We start from the raw sequence: 15,108 nt of genomic DNA, 5'->3' as shown, positions 1-15,108 counted from the left end.
TCACGCAGTGGGAGCCCCTGACCTCAGGGGCCCTAGGCCTCAGGGCCCCTGACCTCAGGGCCCTGGCCTCAGGGGTGCCACGACCCGGTCGCCGAACGAGGTCCAAGGCTGCCAGCCGCTGCTCGGGCGCACCTGCACGCGGGTGCGTATCCGGCCTTCGGCGGTCACCGCGAAGACATGGAGCCGCCCGGTCGCGTCGGCCGCGGCGGACGGTGTGCCGGCGAGTACGACGCCGGGTTCGCCAAACTCCGCGCCGGTGTCCCAGCCGCCGCCGGGGGCAGTCTGCCAGCGGTGATCGAGCCGGTCGCCGCCGGGGGCCAGGGCGAACGCCTCCAGCCTGCCATCGGCGCTGGGAACGAGCAGCGGGGCCGCTGCCGACCAACCGAACAGCGGCCGCCAGTCACCCCAACCGCCGCTCGGTTGCGTCTGACTGCGGTGGAAGGAGGCCACCCCGGACGGGGCGATCGCGGCGACGGTGAGCCGGCCGCTGCCGTCGCGCGTCACTCGCGGAGCCGCGCCGGCCGCGGTGCCGAACCGGATCCAAGCGGACCAGTCGCCGCCCGGCGCCCACTGCCACCGGTGGCGGATCTCCGCGCCGCCGGGCGCCAGGGCGAACACCTCCAGACGACCGTCCGCGTTCACCGCGACGACGGGCGGGGCGGCGGCCGGGCCGCCGAATCCGGCGTCCCACGGCTCCCAGGTCCGGGCCCCGGGCATTCGCTGCCGCCGCCGGGCGATGACACCGCCGCCGGGGCTCGGCGCGAAGACCTCCAGCCGGCCGTCGGCGTCGCGGGCGACGGCCGGGGCGGCCCCGGCCGGGCCTCCGAACTCCTCCCAGTCGTGCCAGCCGCCGTCCGATCGCTGCACCCGGTGGTGCAGGTTGGCGCCGCCGGAAGAGAGGGAGAACACCTCCAGCCTGCCGTCGGCGTTGCGGCCGAGCGTGGGGACCGCGCCGGCCGGTCCGCCGAACGGCTCCCAGTCCGACCAGGTGTCGGCGCCCGGGTCGAGCTGGACGCGCCGCAGCATCGAACGATCACCCGCGTCGAGGGCGAACAGGGTCAGGTGGTCGCGGACGTCGAGAGCGGCGACCGGGTTGTCGGGGCTCTGCCACGGGGGTGGCGTGTCCCGCCAGTCCAGCGGGGCCAGGTACAGGCCGCGGCGGAACCAGCCCGCGGCGGAGGCGTACCACCGGTGCCCGTCGGTGACCGGTTCGACGGCGTGACCGGGCACGTGCCCCGCGTATCCGTCGAGGGTGAAGCGGAACGGGTCCCGGGAGGCGAGGACGTCGGTGCCGTCGTACCCTCCCCTGGGCCCGATGAACAGATGGAACCAGCCGTCGCGTTCGACCACGAAGGGCGACTCGGTGACGGAGACCCCGGCGGCGTCGGTGATCTGGTCGGCGTACGCGATGCCGGGCTCGCTCCAGTGCAGCAGGTCCTCGGACCGGCGGTAGCAGACCAGGTGGCGGCCGTCGGCGGCGGAGAGCTCGGTGTAGTACATGACCCACTCGCCGCCGATCCGCACGACCATGGGGTCACGTGCGGCGAGCCCCCGGAACAGCGGCCCCGACGGCGCACGGGTCCAGGTGAACAGGTCGGTGGAGGTGGCCAGATTGATCGCGGCCCCCGAACTGCCGCCGGCGGCGTAGAACATCCAGTACGTGCCTGCGGCTTCGATGACGTGCGGGGCCCACAGGTGCTCCTCGCCGTGATAGGCCGGGGCGACGGTCAGCGCGTCGGCGTGGGCGGTCCACGGGCCGTACAGGTCGGGGGCGGAGGCATGCGCGAAGGCGACCTCGGCGGCGCTGTCCGGTGCCTGGCCCGGCGCCGCGCTGTCCCCGACGATGCTGAACAGGTGCCACCGGCCGTTCCCCCGGATCAGGGTGTGGTCGTTGAGGTAGCGGCGCCGGCCGGGTACGGACGGGTCGTGGACGTGGGTGAAGGAGCCGGCGCCCACCCATGGGCGGGGTGCCGGGCCACTGGCGGAGGCAACGGCCGCGGCACGGCCGGTGAGCGGGAGCACGAGGGCTCCCGCTCCGGCCGCCCGCAGCAGGCGACGCCTGCTGATCGGATGCACGGAACTGCTCCAGGTCGATCCGGACGGCTCAGTTGACGGGTGGCCCCGAGGTAGTCAGCCAGGTCCAGCCGGACCAGGCGGAGAATCCGGTCTGCCATCGGTGGTACACCCCGGTGGGGTTGGTTCCGAAGACCTCGATGCGACCGTCGGCGTTGGCGGTGGCGGTGATCTCGGTGCCGCCGTCGCCGAAGGACTCCCAGGGGCTATAGGGGGCGTTCACGTCGGTCTGCCAGAGGTGCCGGGCTTCGCTGCCGTTAACGGCGAACACCTCGACACGGCCGTCGGCGCTTCGCTGGCTGGTCAATTGGGAGTCGACGGGGCCGCCGAACTGCTCCCAGCCCGACCAACTGGTGGGGCTGGTCTGGTATCGGTGGAAGACGCCGACGGGTCCGGACGCGAAGACCTCCAGGCGGCCGTCCTGGTTGTGGTCCAGGGTCAGGTCGTGTCCGCCGTCGCCGAAGGATCGCCAGGCGGACCAGCCGCCGTTGATGGTCGTCTGGTACACGTGTTGGAACGTTTCGCCGTTGAGGGCGAAGGCCTCCAGTCGTCCGTCCCCCGACTTCTCCATCTCGATGCGGCTGTTGGCGGGTCCGCCGCCGGTGGACTCCCAGCCCGACCAGCCGCTGTTGGGTGCGTTCTGGTATCGGTGCAGTACGCCGTCGGGGCCGGAGGCGAAGACTTCGAGGCGGCCGTCACCGTTGGCGCCGACGGCGATGTCGCGCCCGCCGCCGCCGAACGGCTCCCAGCCGGACCAGCCGCCCGAGGGCTGCAGTTGGTAACGGTGCTGGAAGACCTCGCCGTTGAGCGCGAAGACTTCGAGCCGACCATCCGCGTTCGGCCCGATCGCGAGTTCCGCGCCGGCCGGTCCGCCGAGGGGCTCCCATGGGGACCAGGACCCGTTGGCACTCTCCTGCCACGCGTGGTGGACGCCGTCGGCCCCGGCGGCGAACACCTCGAGGCGTCCGTCCGCCGACCGCGCCGACACCACACGGCCAGACTCCGCCGGATGCACCAACGGCGCGGGACGGGGACCGGTGCCAGGTGTGCAGGGCATCGTGATGCCGCGTTCCGCCAGGTAGGGGATCGGGTCGACGCGCACACTCGCACCGGGGTTCCCCCAGACCCGCAGGTGAAGGTGGGGACCGCTGGACTGGCCCTCGCTGCCCATCAACGCGATCTGCTGGCCGGCAACCACACGGGCACCCACCTGGACGTCCCGCTGGTACATGTGCCCGTACTCGGTGATGGTGCCGTCGGGGTGAAGGATGCGGATCCACTGGCCGTAGCCGGTGGAGTCGTACCCCGAGACGGTCACCTCGCCGTCGCCCACCGCGTAGATCGGGGTACCCCGGTCGTCGGCGATATCAATGCCGTTGTGCTCCCGGCTGTAGTGCTGGGAGATGAAACCGGTGGTCGGGCAGGCGGCCGCGAAGGCTGCCGCCCGGGCCGGGGTCACGGCGGAGGCAGCTTGCGCCTCTGCCGGCGTCGCAGCCGCGAGCCCCGGCAGCAGGGTCGCAGTCGCCACGAGAAGCGCACCGACGGCACGTCTCGACAGATGTCCGGTGAGGTGTCGGGAAAGACCGAGCAACACGTGACGTCCTCCCGTCACGCCTTGCGCAGGCGCGCGATGACGCCGTTGATGTCGCGCTCCAGCATGTCACCGCGGACGAAGTGGCCACCGTCCAGCTCGTACCACTCGTGCGGAATGCCCACGCGGCCGAGGTGGTACCGGAAATCCCGCTGGGTGGCGAGCACCGTCCTCTCGTTGGCCTGGTCCCACCAGCTGACCGGATCGGGGCTGGTGCCGGCTACCAGGAAGACCCGCTTGTGCCGGTAGCTCTCGATGCGCTCGATCGGATTGTCGGCGCTAACCCGCGCTTGGTCCCACGGCACCCCGTAGACCGTGCCACCGCCCAACTCCACGGCGGCAGAGGAGGCGTTGGCCCAGTGCGTCACGATGTCGCCGTGGGGTCCGCGCAAGTCGGCGGGGCCGGAGTGGGCACTCACCGAGGCGAAGTGGCCGTAGTACTTGGCCGCGTACTTCAGCGCACCGAAGCCGCCCATGGAGAACCCGGATACGGCGCGGCCGTCGTACTCCGCGTACGTACGGAAGTTCGCATCGATCCACGGCAGCAGCTGCGCTATGTGGAAGTGCTCCCAGTCCCGGGGGCCGACGCCGGAGCTGACGGGGTTGGAGTACCAGCCCGCGCGTCCGCCGTCCGGCATCACGACGATGAGGTCCTTCCAGGCGGTCAGGCCCCGGATGTTGTGATGCGCGTCGAAGGTGATGAAGTCCTGCTGTCCGCCGTGCAGCAGGTAGAGGACGGGGTAACGGCGTCCGCTGGTGTGGTAGCCGTCGGGCAGCAGCACGTTGACCGCGGGGTTCCAGCCGATCGCGGCGGTCTGGAACCGGTAGTACCACATCCGGTGATCGTTCTCGTTGCGTTCCACGATGCGCAGGCCGAAGCCGTCACCGACGGCCGCGGCCGTCGGCGCCGCCGCGAGGACGCCTCCGGCCCCCAGGGACGCTGCGGCTGTCAATCCGCCGGCGTACCTGAGAATGCTCCTGCGGGTGGGGTTCTGCGCGGTCACGGTGACCTCCTGTGGGCGAGCGTGGCTGGGCATCCGGCCGCCGTCCCGGCGGCGGCGCCGCTTCGGAAGCTAGCGCCGGCTGCCGGACAGGGGTATCCGGAACCTTACGGACTGACAGACACGACTCGCGGGCGCTATCGACGTCGCGCGGCGCCGTACGGGGGCACGCGGGCGGCGCCCGGGGCGGGCCGCTGTAGTGCCGTGGCGTGGCCGAAACGTTGGTGGAACCGGACCGCTGCCCTGACCGCGCCCGCCCCCGAAGTGCCAGGGCATTCCGTCCCAGATGCGAGCGGGCAGCATCGGGCCTGCGGTACCCCGCATCCGGTCGGTGAGCCACGCACGTCCCCACGCAACAACGATCCGGTACGCCTTGAGGAGCAGGTGTCTGAAAGGACGCATGGGGCGGCCCTGCCGACCCCACCTCTGCTGTCGGCAGCGGCACCGCCGAACGCATCGCTCTCCTCGAGGTCGTCGGCGCCGGCCAGTTCGCTGCCGCCCCGCTGACCGGCAGCACGTCGCGGTGCGTGGCCGGTGGCGGGGCGCAGACATCCGCCTTCCGCCTCGGAATCCAGTCGGCGCTATCCCCGGGGGTCGCGCCCTGTGACTCCTTCGTACGCTTCCACCAGGCAGGCGAGCACCGTGCCGATCTGCTCCCGCACCGCCGGGTCGGTGATGAGTCCGTCCGTGCCGATCATCTGCGAGACCACTGGAATGCTGACGCAGGCCGATTCCACTATGGCGGCCCCGGTATAGCCGAGTACCAGGCGCAGCGTGTCTTCCGCACCCTGGCCACGCCCGGTTGCGGCAGCGTTCACCCACGCCACGGGCTTGTCGCAGATCTCGGTGCCGCCGACCGTCCAGTCCAGCAGGTTCTTGAACGAGCCGGGCAGGGTACCCGCGTACTCCGGAGTGCAGATCAAGACCGCGGCAGCATCCGCGACCGCCGCCCGCATCTCGGCCACAGGCCCCGGTAGCGGATCGGTGTCATCGTCGGGGTTGAAATGAGGAAGCGCCGCCAAGCCCTCGTACACGGCGGTGCGCACGTGCGAAGGGGCCACGGCTTGCGCGGTGCTCAACACCGCATCGTTCGACGAGCCAGCCCGCAGGCTTCCGGACAGCAGGAGGATCAGAGGCAGCGAAGACACCTCACCACCCTACCGACCCGGGCCGGGCCGGACCCTGGGCGCCCTCTGATCGCTGACTTGGGGTCCGGTCCGACCGGGAGCCATGGAACGGGCTTTCGCATGTCTCAAGTGCTGCCTAACGAGGATGCCGGAGCCTTTGACGGAGCCGGTGCCGTCACCGCTGAGGAGCTCGGCCGCCTTCACGCCGGAAGGCAGCTTCCGGTAGTTCTTCTCGGCGACGAGCTCTGCCTTGGCACGGGAGTTGGTGCTGTACTGCGGCGTGTACCAGTTGCGGAGCGTGCCGTTGCAGCTCAGGGCCTGGCGTACCAGCCGTTCTCGCCGCTGCCTTCCGACGGGTCGTACGACTGGTGCAGTCCGAGCAGCGCGGCCACCAACCGGGGGTCCCAGCTCCCGTCGAGGACCCGGTACTCGTCCGCAACTCCCCGGAAGACGAGGTGTGCCCGGCGGGAGGAGTCGCGCCAGATCACTCTGCGCGGCTTGCCGAAACCGTCGTCGCCCTCGCCGAGCAGGGACATGATCAGCCATATCAGGCTCACGGGCAGGCCGACGGGCCACCACATCGCCCACCAGAACAGACGCCCACGGAAGCCGCGTACGGAATGTCCGGTCACCGATTCGACGGTCCAGCGTGCGCGGGCGCCGCGAAGGGCGCGTCCGCGTCGGTACGTGATCCGGCCCAGCGGGGCACCGTACGGGTCGTCCACCCGGTACACGGCGGGGCGTCCGCTCACGTACGAGCCTGTCTCCTCCGTCGACACCCGGGCGGTCGCGGTCCCGTCCTCACCGACGACCTCGAAGGTACGGGCGGAGGGGTGTTCGGCGCCGCCGCGGCTCTCGGGCGTTCGGCGCAGCAGCCCGATGGCGACATACCGTTCGCCTCCCGCGCCGTCGCCGTGGCAGGAGACGACGGGCAAGGACGTCCCGTACCGCACGTTGTACGTCATCCGCCCCTGAGTCACGCTCTGGCCTTTCCCCCGCGTCGCCGCATGGCGGCGTTTCCGGCCCTCATGATCTCATTCGCTGTTCAGAGACGCGTTCAGAGGGCTGGCCCCGGGCCGCGAAAGGCCACTTCTGCGACCCGTCAGGCACCCCGGAGCCGGCCCCGGTTCGCGCCCGAAGCCGCCGTCACATCGGGAAGCACAGGAGACTCACCGGTGCTTGTAGCCATAACGCGTCCATCACCACAAGCACCCGGACCGCGGCTGCAGATGCCAGTCGGGACGACACCTTGGCGTCACCAGAGCTTGTCCCTCTCTCCTGGGTACAGCCCGATGCGGGTGTGTTGGAACGACGCCTGCGCGTGCCTGCCTGTGGCCGAGAAGAAGTCCGCCATGGTGACCTTGTCGAAGCCGGGCTGGTCACTGGGGGAAGGGAGCACGCGGCGTTCCTCCGATCAGCGCCGTTCCCGGAAGAAGGTGCCAACCCGCGCTCTCATAGAACGCCTGGAGCGGGCGGTCGCAGGTGAACAGTCCCAAGTCCAGATTCCGGGCGATCATCAGTTCCTTGGCCGCTGCAGCCAGGCGCCGCCCATGCCCCAGACCGCGTACCTCTCGACGCGTCACCATCGTGCTCAACCCACCGGCGGCATCACGCTGACCGGCATGCTCGATCTCCTTGAACAGAATGTCCAGCGCGGCGAGAACCCTGCCCCCGTCCACGAGAAGCATCGACCATGGCCGCAGCTCCGGGGCGTGGGTCGGCGCACTCCGTGCAGGGCCGTCGCCGTCGGGACGGCCAGGCCTGATGCTGGATCTTCAGCACCTGGGCGCGCAGCTTGGGAGGCGCGGCTTCCTCGGGGAAGGACAGGATCTGCATGCCTGATTCTGTTCACGCACCGCATCAGCACAAGCTTCTTTCCCGACGACGACCGCCTCCGTGCGCGGAGACGTGACGGTCCTGGAGCACTTGGAAGCGACCGCCCTCCCCCAGCGACACCCGGAGAGGGTCTCGCGGGGTCCCACCCCTACGGCCGGCATCTGGTATGGACCTGACAAGCAGGGTCGACTAACGTAACGCGCGACACTCTCTGAGAGCGCTCTCAAGCGTTCAACTCCCCACAACAGGAGGTCTCGTGAAACGCCCCGCCCCCCTGCGTACCGCCGTCGCCGCCCTGCTCCTGACCGTTGGCCTGGGTGCCTCCCATGTTGGCGTGGCGAGCGCCGTCCAACTTCCGGAGCCCGTGGCGGCGCCGTCCGCCTCCGCCGGACTGCTCGACGCGATGCGCCGGGACCTCGGGCTCACCGCTTCCCAGGCCGAGGAACGCCTGACTGCAGAAAGGGCCGCCGCCGCCCTGGACAAGATCGCGCGGCAGACCGCGGGTAGTGCGTACGGCGGCTCGTGGTTCGAGCCCTCCACCGGCCGGCTCGTCGTCGCGGTGACCGACCGCGCGGAGGAGGCCGAGGTGCGGGCCCTGGGCGCCGACACGCGGCTCGTCCGGCATGGCGCCGCCGAGCTGGACCGCGCCAAAGCACGCCTCGACACGCTTCGCGCCCCCGCCGGTGTGGCCGGCTGGCACGTCGACCCGCGGACCGACAGCGTGGTCATCACGGTCGTACGCACGGAGCGGGAAACCCCCGCCGTACGGGCCTTCATCGACCGCGCCGGAGCCGACGGTCCCATCACCGTCGCCGAAACGGCGCAGGCGCCCCGTACGTACGCCGCCGGCACCGTCGGCGGCGACCCGTACTACACCGGTAACGTCCGCTGCTCGATCGGCTTCTCCGTGTACGGCGGCTTCGTGACGGCGGGGCACTGTGGCCAGGCGGGGGCCGCTGTGCGCGGCTGGGACGGGTCCGCGATGGGCACCTTCCAGGGCTCCTCGTTCCCCGGCAACGACTACGCGTACGTCGGTATTCACAGCGGCTGGTGGACCGTACCGGTGGTACTCGGCTGGGGCGCCATCCCGGACCAGCTGGTACGCGGCTCCGCCGAAGCGCCCGTGGGCGCCTCGATCTGCCGGTCGGGGTCCACGACGCACTGGCGCTGCGGCACCGTCCTCGCCAAGAACGAGACCGTCAACTACAGCCAGGGCGCCGTCCACCAGATGACGAAGACCAGCGTCTGTGCCGAGGGCGGCGATTCCGGCGGCTCGTTCCTCAGCGGCGACCAGGCCCAAGGCGTCACCTCCGGCGGCTGGGGCAACTGCTCGTCCGGCGGCCAGACGTGGTTTCAGCCGATCAACGAGATCCTCAACCGCTACGGGCTGACGCTGCACACCGCCTGAGGTCGGCACGGCAAACGGGTCCTTCCGAGCTTGAGCACCGGGGAGGAACCGCTGCATGGCTGCCGGCCAGGGCTGAAGGGGCTTCTCGTCGAGGCGCCCCCAGGGGCGCCTCGACCGACCGGCCGTCAGTGCCAAGCCGTGCGGCCCAGCCGAAGCAGGTCCGTGCACCTGACGTCGCAGACCATGCCGGTCCCATGGTCGACAGGCTGCGCGGCGCCGGGCACCTGCTCCTGGACGAGGGACCGTCCGTGGGAGCCGATCTCGTGCCCATGCGCGCACAGTCCGTACGGCTGCAGGTACCCGCAGCGGCCGTCCAGCCGACGATCAGGGGCTGCTCCGATCCCTCCTCCCTGCTTCAAGCCAGCCCTAAGCGCGTGTTAAGCCGGAGAGCACAAGAGAAAACCGCAGCTCAGAGGCACGTAAGGACGGGCGCCTGACGTTGCCATGACAGTCACCTCTTCGTGATACTCGCTGCCGTCGGGTGACATCGCGTCTCGGTAGGTGCCTGGACGCTGCAGGCTGCTCCACCGCGGACGGCGCCCAGAAGTGGCTGGTCGGCTGACCGACCAGTCACTTCCCCTTCCCCTTCCCCTCCCCCTCCCCCGTTTGCCCCCTCCCCTCACGAAGAACGGATCCTTACCGTGACGGCTCGCCACCAGCGAACAATGCCCCGCAGAAAACTCCTCGCCGCGACAGCCGGCCTGGCCCTGGCCGTACCCGCCGCGGCCGCCTGGTTCGAGGCGAACGCCAACGCGTCCACCACCCCCACGCTCCCCCTCGACCTGGTCAACACCACCGGCAACAGCACCGTGTACGCCTACGTGCTCGGCCGCGACCCCGCGGCCGGCGGCAACTGGGCCTTCATCCAGGCCAACGGCTCCAGCCTGTACCACCCGCCGGCCCCGGCCAACGATCAGACCCCGCTCGGGGTCGACTGCGCCATACCGCTCAACGCGTCCGGCTCCGGGGCACGGAGGGTAACACTGCCGCGCCTGTACAGCGGCCGCATCTACTTCTCCGTCGGCGCGAAACTCACCTTCCTGATGAACCGCGGCGGCGGCCTGGCTCTACCGTCGGTGAGCAACCCCACCGACCCCAACGCGAACGTCCCTCACGACTTCTGCGAATTCACCTTCAACAGCGAGCAGTTGTACGCCAACATCACGTTCGTCGACATGGTGTCGCTGCCGATCGCCTTCCAGCTGGAGACCGGACAGGGCACCCAGACAGTACGCGGGTTGCCCGCCGACGGGCTGTCCCGGGTCGCCGCCGCGCTGCGGGCGCAGTCCGCCGCCGATGGCAGCGACTGGAGCAGGCTGATCGTCACCGCGGGCGGCCGCGACCTGCGCGTACTCAGTCCCAATCTGGCGATCCGCGGCAACAGCGCGTTGTTCCGAGGCTACTTCGAGGGTTACGTCGACGAGGTGTGGAACAAGTACCGCTCCACCGACCTGCGCATCGACACCCAGTTCACCTGGGGAACCGTCACCGGCCGGGTGAACGGCGACGTCCTCGCCTTCCCCGGAGCCGGCAGCTTCGCCAAGCCGTCGACCCTCTCGATCTTCTCGTGTAGCGACGCGCCCTTCACCACGGGCAACGACCTGATGGGCAATCTCAGCGCCCGGCTCGCCGCCGCCCTCAACCGCACCACCCTGCTGGACAACCCGCACCAGCCGACCGCCGAGAACCCCGCCACCTTCTACATCCGCCCGCGCACCAACCACTACGCCCGCATCCTTCACCAGACCACCCCCGACCACCTCGGGTACGCCTTCCCGTACGACGACGTGCATCCGGCCGGAGTCGACTTCGAGGGCAAGGTGCAGTCCGGCAGCCCCGGCCGCTGGACCATCACGGTCGGCGGCGTGGCCGGCGGCGGAGGCACACCCACCCCGACGCCGACCGCCACCGCCCCCGGCGACGGGGTCAGCGCCTTCACCACCATCCAGGCCGAGGCGTTCAACGCCCAATCGGGAGCACAGGTCCAGGCATGCTCCGACAACGGCGGCGGATCGAACGTCAGCCATCTGTCCAGCGGCGACTGGCTCAAGTTCTCGTCCGTCGCCTTCGGCTCCACCGGGGCCAACCGTTTCGACGCCCGTGTCGCTTCCGGCGCCGGCGGCGGAGTCAGCGGCCTGGTCCAGGTCCGCCTCGACAGCCCCGCGGCCACCCCGGTCGGCAGCTTCGCCGTCGCCAACACCGGAGGCTGGCAGGCCTGGCGCACCGTCCCCGCCAACATCCGCCGCACCACAGGCACCCACGACGTCTACCTGACCTTCGACAGCGGCCAGCCCGCCGACTTCGTCAACGTCAACTGGTTCTCCTTCGCCTGATACTCCAGCAGCGGATTGCCTTCTGAGCTGGTGGGTGTCGTTGCCGTGGCTTGGTAGGGGTGGCCATCGGATCGTTGGGTGATGTGTGTCGTTGACTGACGCCCAGTGGGCACGCATCGAGCCGCTGCTGCAGGACCGGACACCCCGGCGGGGGTGGGCGGTGGCGGGATCACCGGCAGGTGGTCGACGCGATCGCGTTCAAGTACCGCACCGGGACGCCCTGGATGGATCTACCCGAGCATTTCGGGTCGTGGACGGGCGCCCGCAATCGGCTGCGGATGTGGGCCGCGGACGGCACTTGGGCGAAGGCGTTCACAGCCCTGCTCGCCCAGGCCGACGCCGCAGGAGACCTGAAGTGGGCCGTCGCTGTCGACTCCACGATCGTCCGCGCTCACCAGCACGCCGCCGGGGTTCGGCAAAAGGGGCCCCGGCCGGCGAGCCGTCCGACCATGCCCTTGGACGCTCCCGCGGCGGGCTGACCACGAAGATTCACCTCGCCGCCGACAGCCGCTGCAGGCCACTCGCGTTCGTGCTCACGCCGGGCCAGGCCGGCGATGCTCCCGCATTCGTGCAGGTGATGGCCTGCTTGAGGGTGCCCCGGCAGACCGGCCGTCCCAGAAGCACCCCGGACGTGGTCCTGGCGGACAAGACATCCCACGCGGATAAGCGTCAAGCCGTCGCTGCTTTGAGCCCTGCTGAGGACTGCTGGAAGGCGGTTGCTCCGTCGTAGGTGTGGCCGTTCTGGAGGCAGTGGAACAGCATGCCCATGAAGCGGTTGAAGAGGTTCCGCTGTGCTGCGACGTGCCGGTCGCCGGCTGCTCGTCGTCGGTCGTAGTGGGCTCTGGCGCCTTGCGACCTGGTGAGAGAGTTGAGGGCCCAGACGTAGCCGACGGCGGCGAGCCTCTGGTTCTTGACCCTCCGGCTCATGACCTTGCAGCTCTTGCCGCTGGCCCTGGTGACCGGGGCGCTTCCCGCGTAGGCCTTGAGGGATCCGGCGGTGGCGAAGCGGGTCCGGTCGTCGCCGATCTCTGCCAGCACCCGGGCACCGGTCAGTGCGGCGAGCCCTGGAAAGCTGCGGATGACCGTGCGTCCGGATGCTCCTCAAAGGCCTGCGTGACGGCCTCTTCGAGCTGGTCGGCGTTGTCGCAGGCGGTTCAGCTGCCTGAGCAGAGCGGAAGTCTGATGTCCCAGAGCCGCTTCGACCTGCGGGAGCTGGTGGAGGTAGTCGCGCTTGAAGACCTCGTGGAGCCGTTCGGCTTCGGCCTGGATGCCGCGGACGCGGCCAGCCTGCTTCAGCAGCGACTGCAGACGCCTCCGTGTCAGCTTCGCGGCCGATGCCGGGGTGGGCGCCGCGGCCAGGATGCTGCGGGCCTCCCTCGAGCACAGGCCGTGCTTGTGCTGGGCGAAGGCGGCGAGGATCGCCGGATAGAACTCTCTGGGCTGGGAGCGAAGCTTGTTGTGGGCCTGACCGCGGGCCCAGACGGCGTCCTGCTGGGCCGGGGCGAGCACGGCGATGGCCTAGACGAGCTCGGAGTCCGCCGGCAGCGGGCGGTGGGCGGCCATGTCAGTTCACAAGATGTTGGCCAGGGCCGCGGCGTCGACGGCGTCCGACTTCTTGCGGGCGACGGCGTGGCGGTCCCGGTAGCGGGCGACCGCCAGCGGATTGACAGCGAAGACCGGTCGGCCGGTGGCCCGCAGACAGGCGACAAGTAGTCCACGGGAAGTCTCTATCGCCACCGGGATGGGGGTGTCCTCGCTGTCACCGTGCTTGGCTAGCACAGCCATGAGCTGGGCAAACCCTGCGGCATCGTCGCTGATCCGCACCTTGGCGAGCTGCTGTCCACCCGCATCGACCAGTGCGATGTCGTGATGATCTTCGGCCCAGTCCACCCCGCAGAACACTGGCGTCGGTAATCCGGCCATCTCCATCCGGCTCCTCCTTGGTGACGACTCTTTCCCAGGTCAGAGCCTGTGCAGGGTGCGCGTGCTCCCTAATGGAGGTGCTCAAGGCACGTCATCCCACCAGCCGTTCGGAACCCCAGCGGGTCGCGCGGGCCTCGGTCCGCGTCAGAGCTGAAGGCTCAAGGCCGAGCTGAGAGGTGATCCGCACGACCGGCTCGGACTACGAACAGCCAAGCGCCCGAGAGCCCCCGACGGACCGTCCCGCATCAACAGGACCCCTTCGGAACTCATACGGAACGAACCGCACCTGATTCCGAACATTCCAGCCCGGACTGCTGGGCGCGAGCCGGCCTCGTCTTGTCAACAGGGCTCTCGACCCGGGCATACTCGAAGGCTCGACTCGCGCCCACGGAGGCCAACTCCCACCGGCCTTCGCCTCCCATTAGGCGTACTCGTCCCGCCGCAACCGGCGTCACCTGCGCGGACGCCAGATCAAGCACACGATTCCTGAGCCGAGAGACCAGCGGGCCAACCGCCGGCGCCGCGGCAGCAAGGCGGTCGGCCCACAGGGTTCGACAAGCGATCTACCGCCGCCGCAACGAGGTCGAGCGGACCAACAACCGGCTCAAGAACTTCCGCGCCGTCGCCACGCGCCTCGACAAACGGGCGTACGTCTTCCACGGAACGGTCACCGTGGTGGCGATCCGCCTATGGCTCCGTCCGGAGTGAAGGGCCCCGTTCAGAGATCCTTGACACCCGGGTTGTGATGGCGAAGTTCGCTGAGTACGCGCTCGTCGACAGCCCTGACGTCCCACGAGGAGCTGTCGAATTCGGTCAGCACGATCACCAGCTCGTCCCCGGCGAACCCACGTGCTTCGGCATCGATCAACTGGAGGAAGGGGGTCGTCAGCGAACAGTGTCAACGTGTCCATGCCGGTGTCAGCGGACCGCCTCTCCATCTGGACACAGCGGGGATCGACGATCTCGTCGAACTCGACGCGCCACGTGAGGTCCAGCCCGAAGCTGCCGAGGCGAACCAGCAGCTCAGCCAGGGGCATGTAGTGCTTTCCGTGCCAGGCACGAAACGTGATCCCCTTCATCCCCGCCTCTGCCTCGGCTGTATCTCGTGACATGCGATCCCTCTTCGTTCCGGCGAACAGTAGGCCACGTCCCTGATCAGCTCATACGACCCATCGGACAGGCCCTCGCTGGTCGGCAACCTCAAGAATCCCACCGCCCCCCTTCGCGCTGCGGTAAACCGGGCCGGGGGGTATCGATGCGGTCCCTCGACACCCACCCGGCCCGGAGCTGCACCTTCCTCGGCGCCCTTGGCCTCGTTCTGGCCAGGGCCGCTACGGTGTCGGAAAGACAGGCGGACCGAACCGCACGGGATCGTGCCAGGGTTGGGTACCGACCACCCACGCCACGTTCAGGGCACCCTGCTTGTCCACCGCCAGCGCCGTCAGCAGGTTGTCGTTCTGCTTCGCCATGGCGACGGGAGCCCCGGCCGGGAAGACGGCCGGGCCGAACCGCACCGGATCGTGCCACGGCTGGGTACCGACCACCCACGCCACGTTCAGGGCACCCTGCTTGTCCACCACCAGCGCCGTCAGCAGGTTGTCGTTCTGCTTCGCCATCGCCACCGGCGCCCCCGGCGGGAACACCGCCGGACCGAACCGCACCGGATCGTGCCACGCTTGCGTACCAACCACCCACGCCACGTTCAGGAAGCCGTCCTTGTCGACGGCCAGCGCCGTCAGCAGATCGTTAGCCTGCTTCGCCATCGCCACGGGCGCCCCCGGCGGGAACACCGCCGGGCCGAACCGCACCGGATCGT

The 15,108-nt window shown here is 69.9% G+C and carries 10 protein-coding genes and 4 pseudogenes; 5 read left to right on the top strand and 9 right to left on the bottom strand.

The annotated features are described in order from the left end of the window. Positions 1 to 54: 54 nt before the first annotated feature. The 6 genes from AB0D66_RS26850 to AB0D66_RS26825 form a co-directional block, all read right to left on the bottom strand. Entirely contained in the window at positions 55 to 2,076 is a 2,022-nt protein-coding gene (locus AB0D66_RS26850; RefSeq protein WP_362308572.1) for a family 43 glycosylhydrolase, read from the bottom strand. A gap of 28 nt (positions 2,077 to 2,104) precedes the next feature. Continuing rightward, the gene (locus AB0D66_RS26845) at positions 2,105 to 3,601 is read right to left on the bottom strand and encodes a peptidoglycan DD-metalloendopeptidase family protein (protein WP_362308569.1); all 1,497 of its coding nucleotides are present in this window, start codon (positions 3,599 to 3,601) and stop codon (positions 2,105 to 2,107) included. An 80-nt stretch (positions 3,602 to 3,681) separates the two neighbouring features. Then, entirely contained in the window at positions 3,682 to 4,668 is a 987-nt protein-coding gene (locus tag AB0D66_RS26840; RefSeq protein WP_362308566.1) for an alpha/beta hydrolase-fold protein, read from the bottom strand. 578 nt (positions 4,669 to 5,246) lie between these two features. Further along, positions 5,247 to 5,813: an NADPH-dependent FMN reductase gene (locus AB0D66_RS26835; RefSeq protein ID WP_362308563.1), complete on the bottom strand. Its 567-nt coding sequence runs from the start codon at positions 5,811 to 5,813 to the stop codon at positions 5,247 to 5,249. 290 nt (positions 5,814 to 6,103) lie between these two features. Continuing rightward, a complete protein-coding gene (locus AB0D66_RS26830; protein WP_362308560.1) occupies positions 6,104 to 6,757 on the bottom strand; it encodes a hypothetical protein in 654 nt (217 codons plus the stop codon). A gap of 414 nt (positions 6,758 to 7,171) precedes the next feature. Continuing rightward, positions 7,172 to 7,480 (bottom strand): GNAT family N-acetyltransferase, encoded by a 309-nt coding sequence (locus AB0D66_RS26825; protein WP_362308557.1) that lies wholly within the window; start codon positions 7,478 to 7,480, stop codon positions 7,172 to 7,174. Between the two features lie 404 nt (positions 7,481 to 7,884). Between AB0D66_RS26825 and AB0D66_RS26820 the strand changes: the two genes are divergently transcribed. From AB0D66_RS26820 to AB0D66_RS26805, 4 genes and pseudogenes are all read left to right on the top strand, one after another. Beyond that, positions 7,885 to 9,036: a S1 family peptidase gene (locus AB0D66_RS26820; protein WP_362308554.1), complete on the top strand. Its 1,152-nt coding sequence runs from the start codon at positions 7,885 to 7,887 to the stop codon at positions 9,034 to 9,036. A 665-nt stretch (positions 9,037 to 9,701) separates the two neighbouring features. Then, complete coding sequence (locus AB0D66_RS26815; protein WP_362308551.1) at positions 9,702 to 11,369, top strand: beta-1,3-glucanase family protein; 1,668 nt, start codon at positions 9,702 to 9,704, stop codon at positions 11,367 to 11,369. Positions 11,370 to 11,548: 179 nt separating this feature from the next. Further along, positions 11,549 to 11,620 (top strand): annotated as a pseudogene (locus AB0D66_RS26810) (hypothetical protein); the annotation flags it as partial. Between the two features lie 111 nt (positions 11,621 to 11,731). Then, positions 11,732 to 12,018: pseudogene (locus AB0D66_RS26805) on the top strand (transposase); the annotation flags it as partial. 20 nt (positions 12,019 to 12,038) lie between these two features. On the opposite strand, the pseudogene AB0D66_RS26800 reads toward AB0D66_RS26805, so the two are convergent. Next, positions 12,039 to 13,292, bottom strand: a pseudogene (locus AB0D66_RS26800) (IS110 family transposase). A 425-nt stretch (positions 13,293 to 13,717) separates the two neighbouring features. On the opposite strand from AB0D66_RS26800, the pseudogene AB0D66_RS26795 reads away from it, so the two are divergent. Beyond that, positions 13,718 to 14,000: pseudogene (locus AB0D66_RS26795) on the top strand (transposase); the annotation flags it as partial. A gap of 10 nt (positions 14,001 to 14,010) precedes the next feature. On the opposite strand, the gene AB0D66_RS26790 reads toward AB0D66_RS26795, so the two are convergent. Both AB0D66_RS26790 and AB0D66_RS26785 read right to left on the bottom strand, forming a co-directional pair. Next, complete coding sequence (locus AB0D66_RS26790; RefSeq protein WP_362308548.1) at positions 14,011 to 14,160, bottom strand: hypothetical protein; 150 nt, start codon at positions 14,158 to 14,160, stop codon at positions 14,011 to 14,013. Positions 14,161 to 14,623: 463 nt separating this feature from the next. Beyond that, positions 14,624 to 15,108 (bottom strand): hypothetical protein (locus AB0D66_RS26785; RefSeq protein WP_362308545.1); only part of this gene is annotated, 485 nt, incomplete at its 5' end.

Source organism: Streptomyces sp. NPDC048270, from assembly GCF_040652335.1.
In the GTDB taxonomy this organism is placed as follows: domain Bacteria; phylum Actinomycetota; class Actinomycetes; order Streptomycetales; family Streptomycetaceae; genus Streptomyces.
The sequence above is the reverse complement of the archived record's forward strand: the minus strand, read 5'-3'. Positions and strand labels throughout refer to the sequence as shown.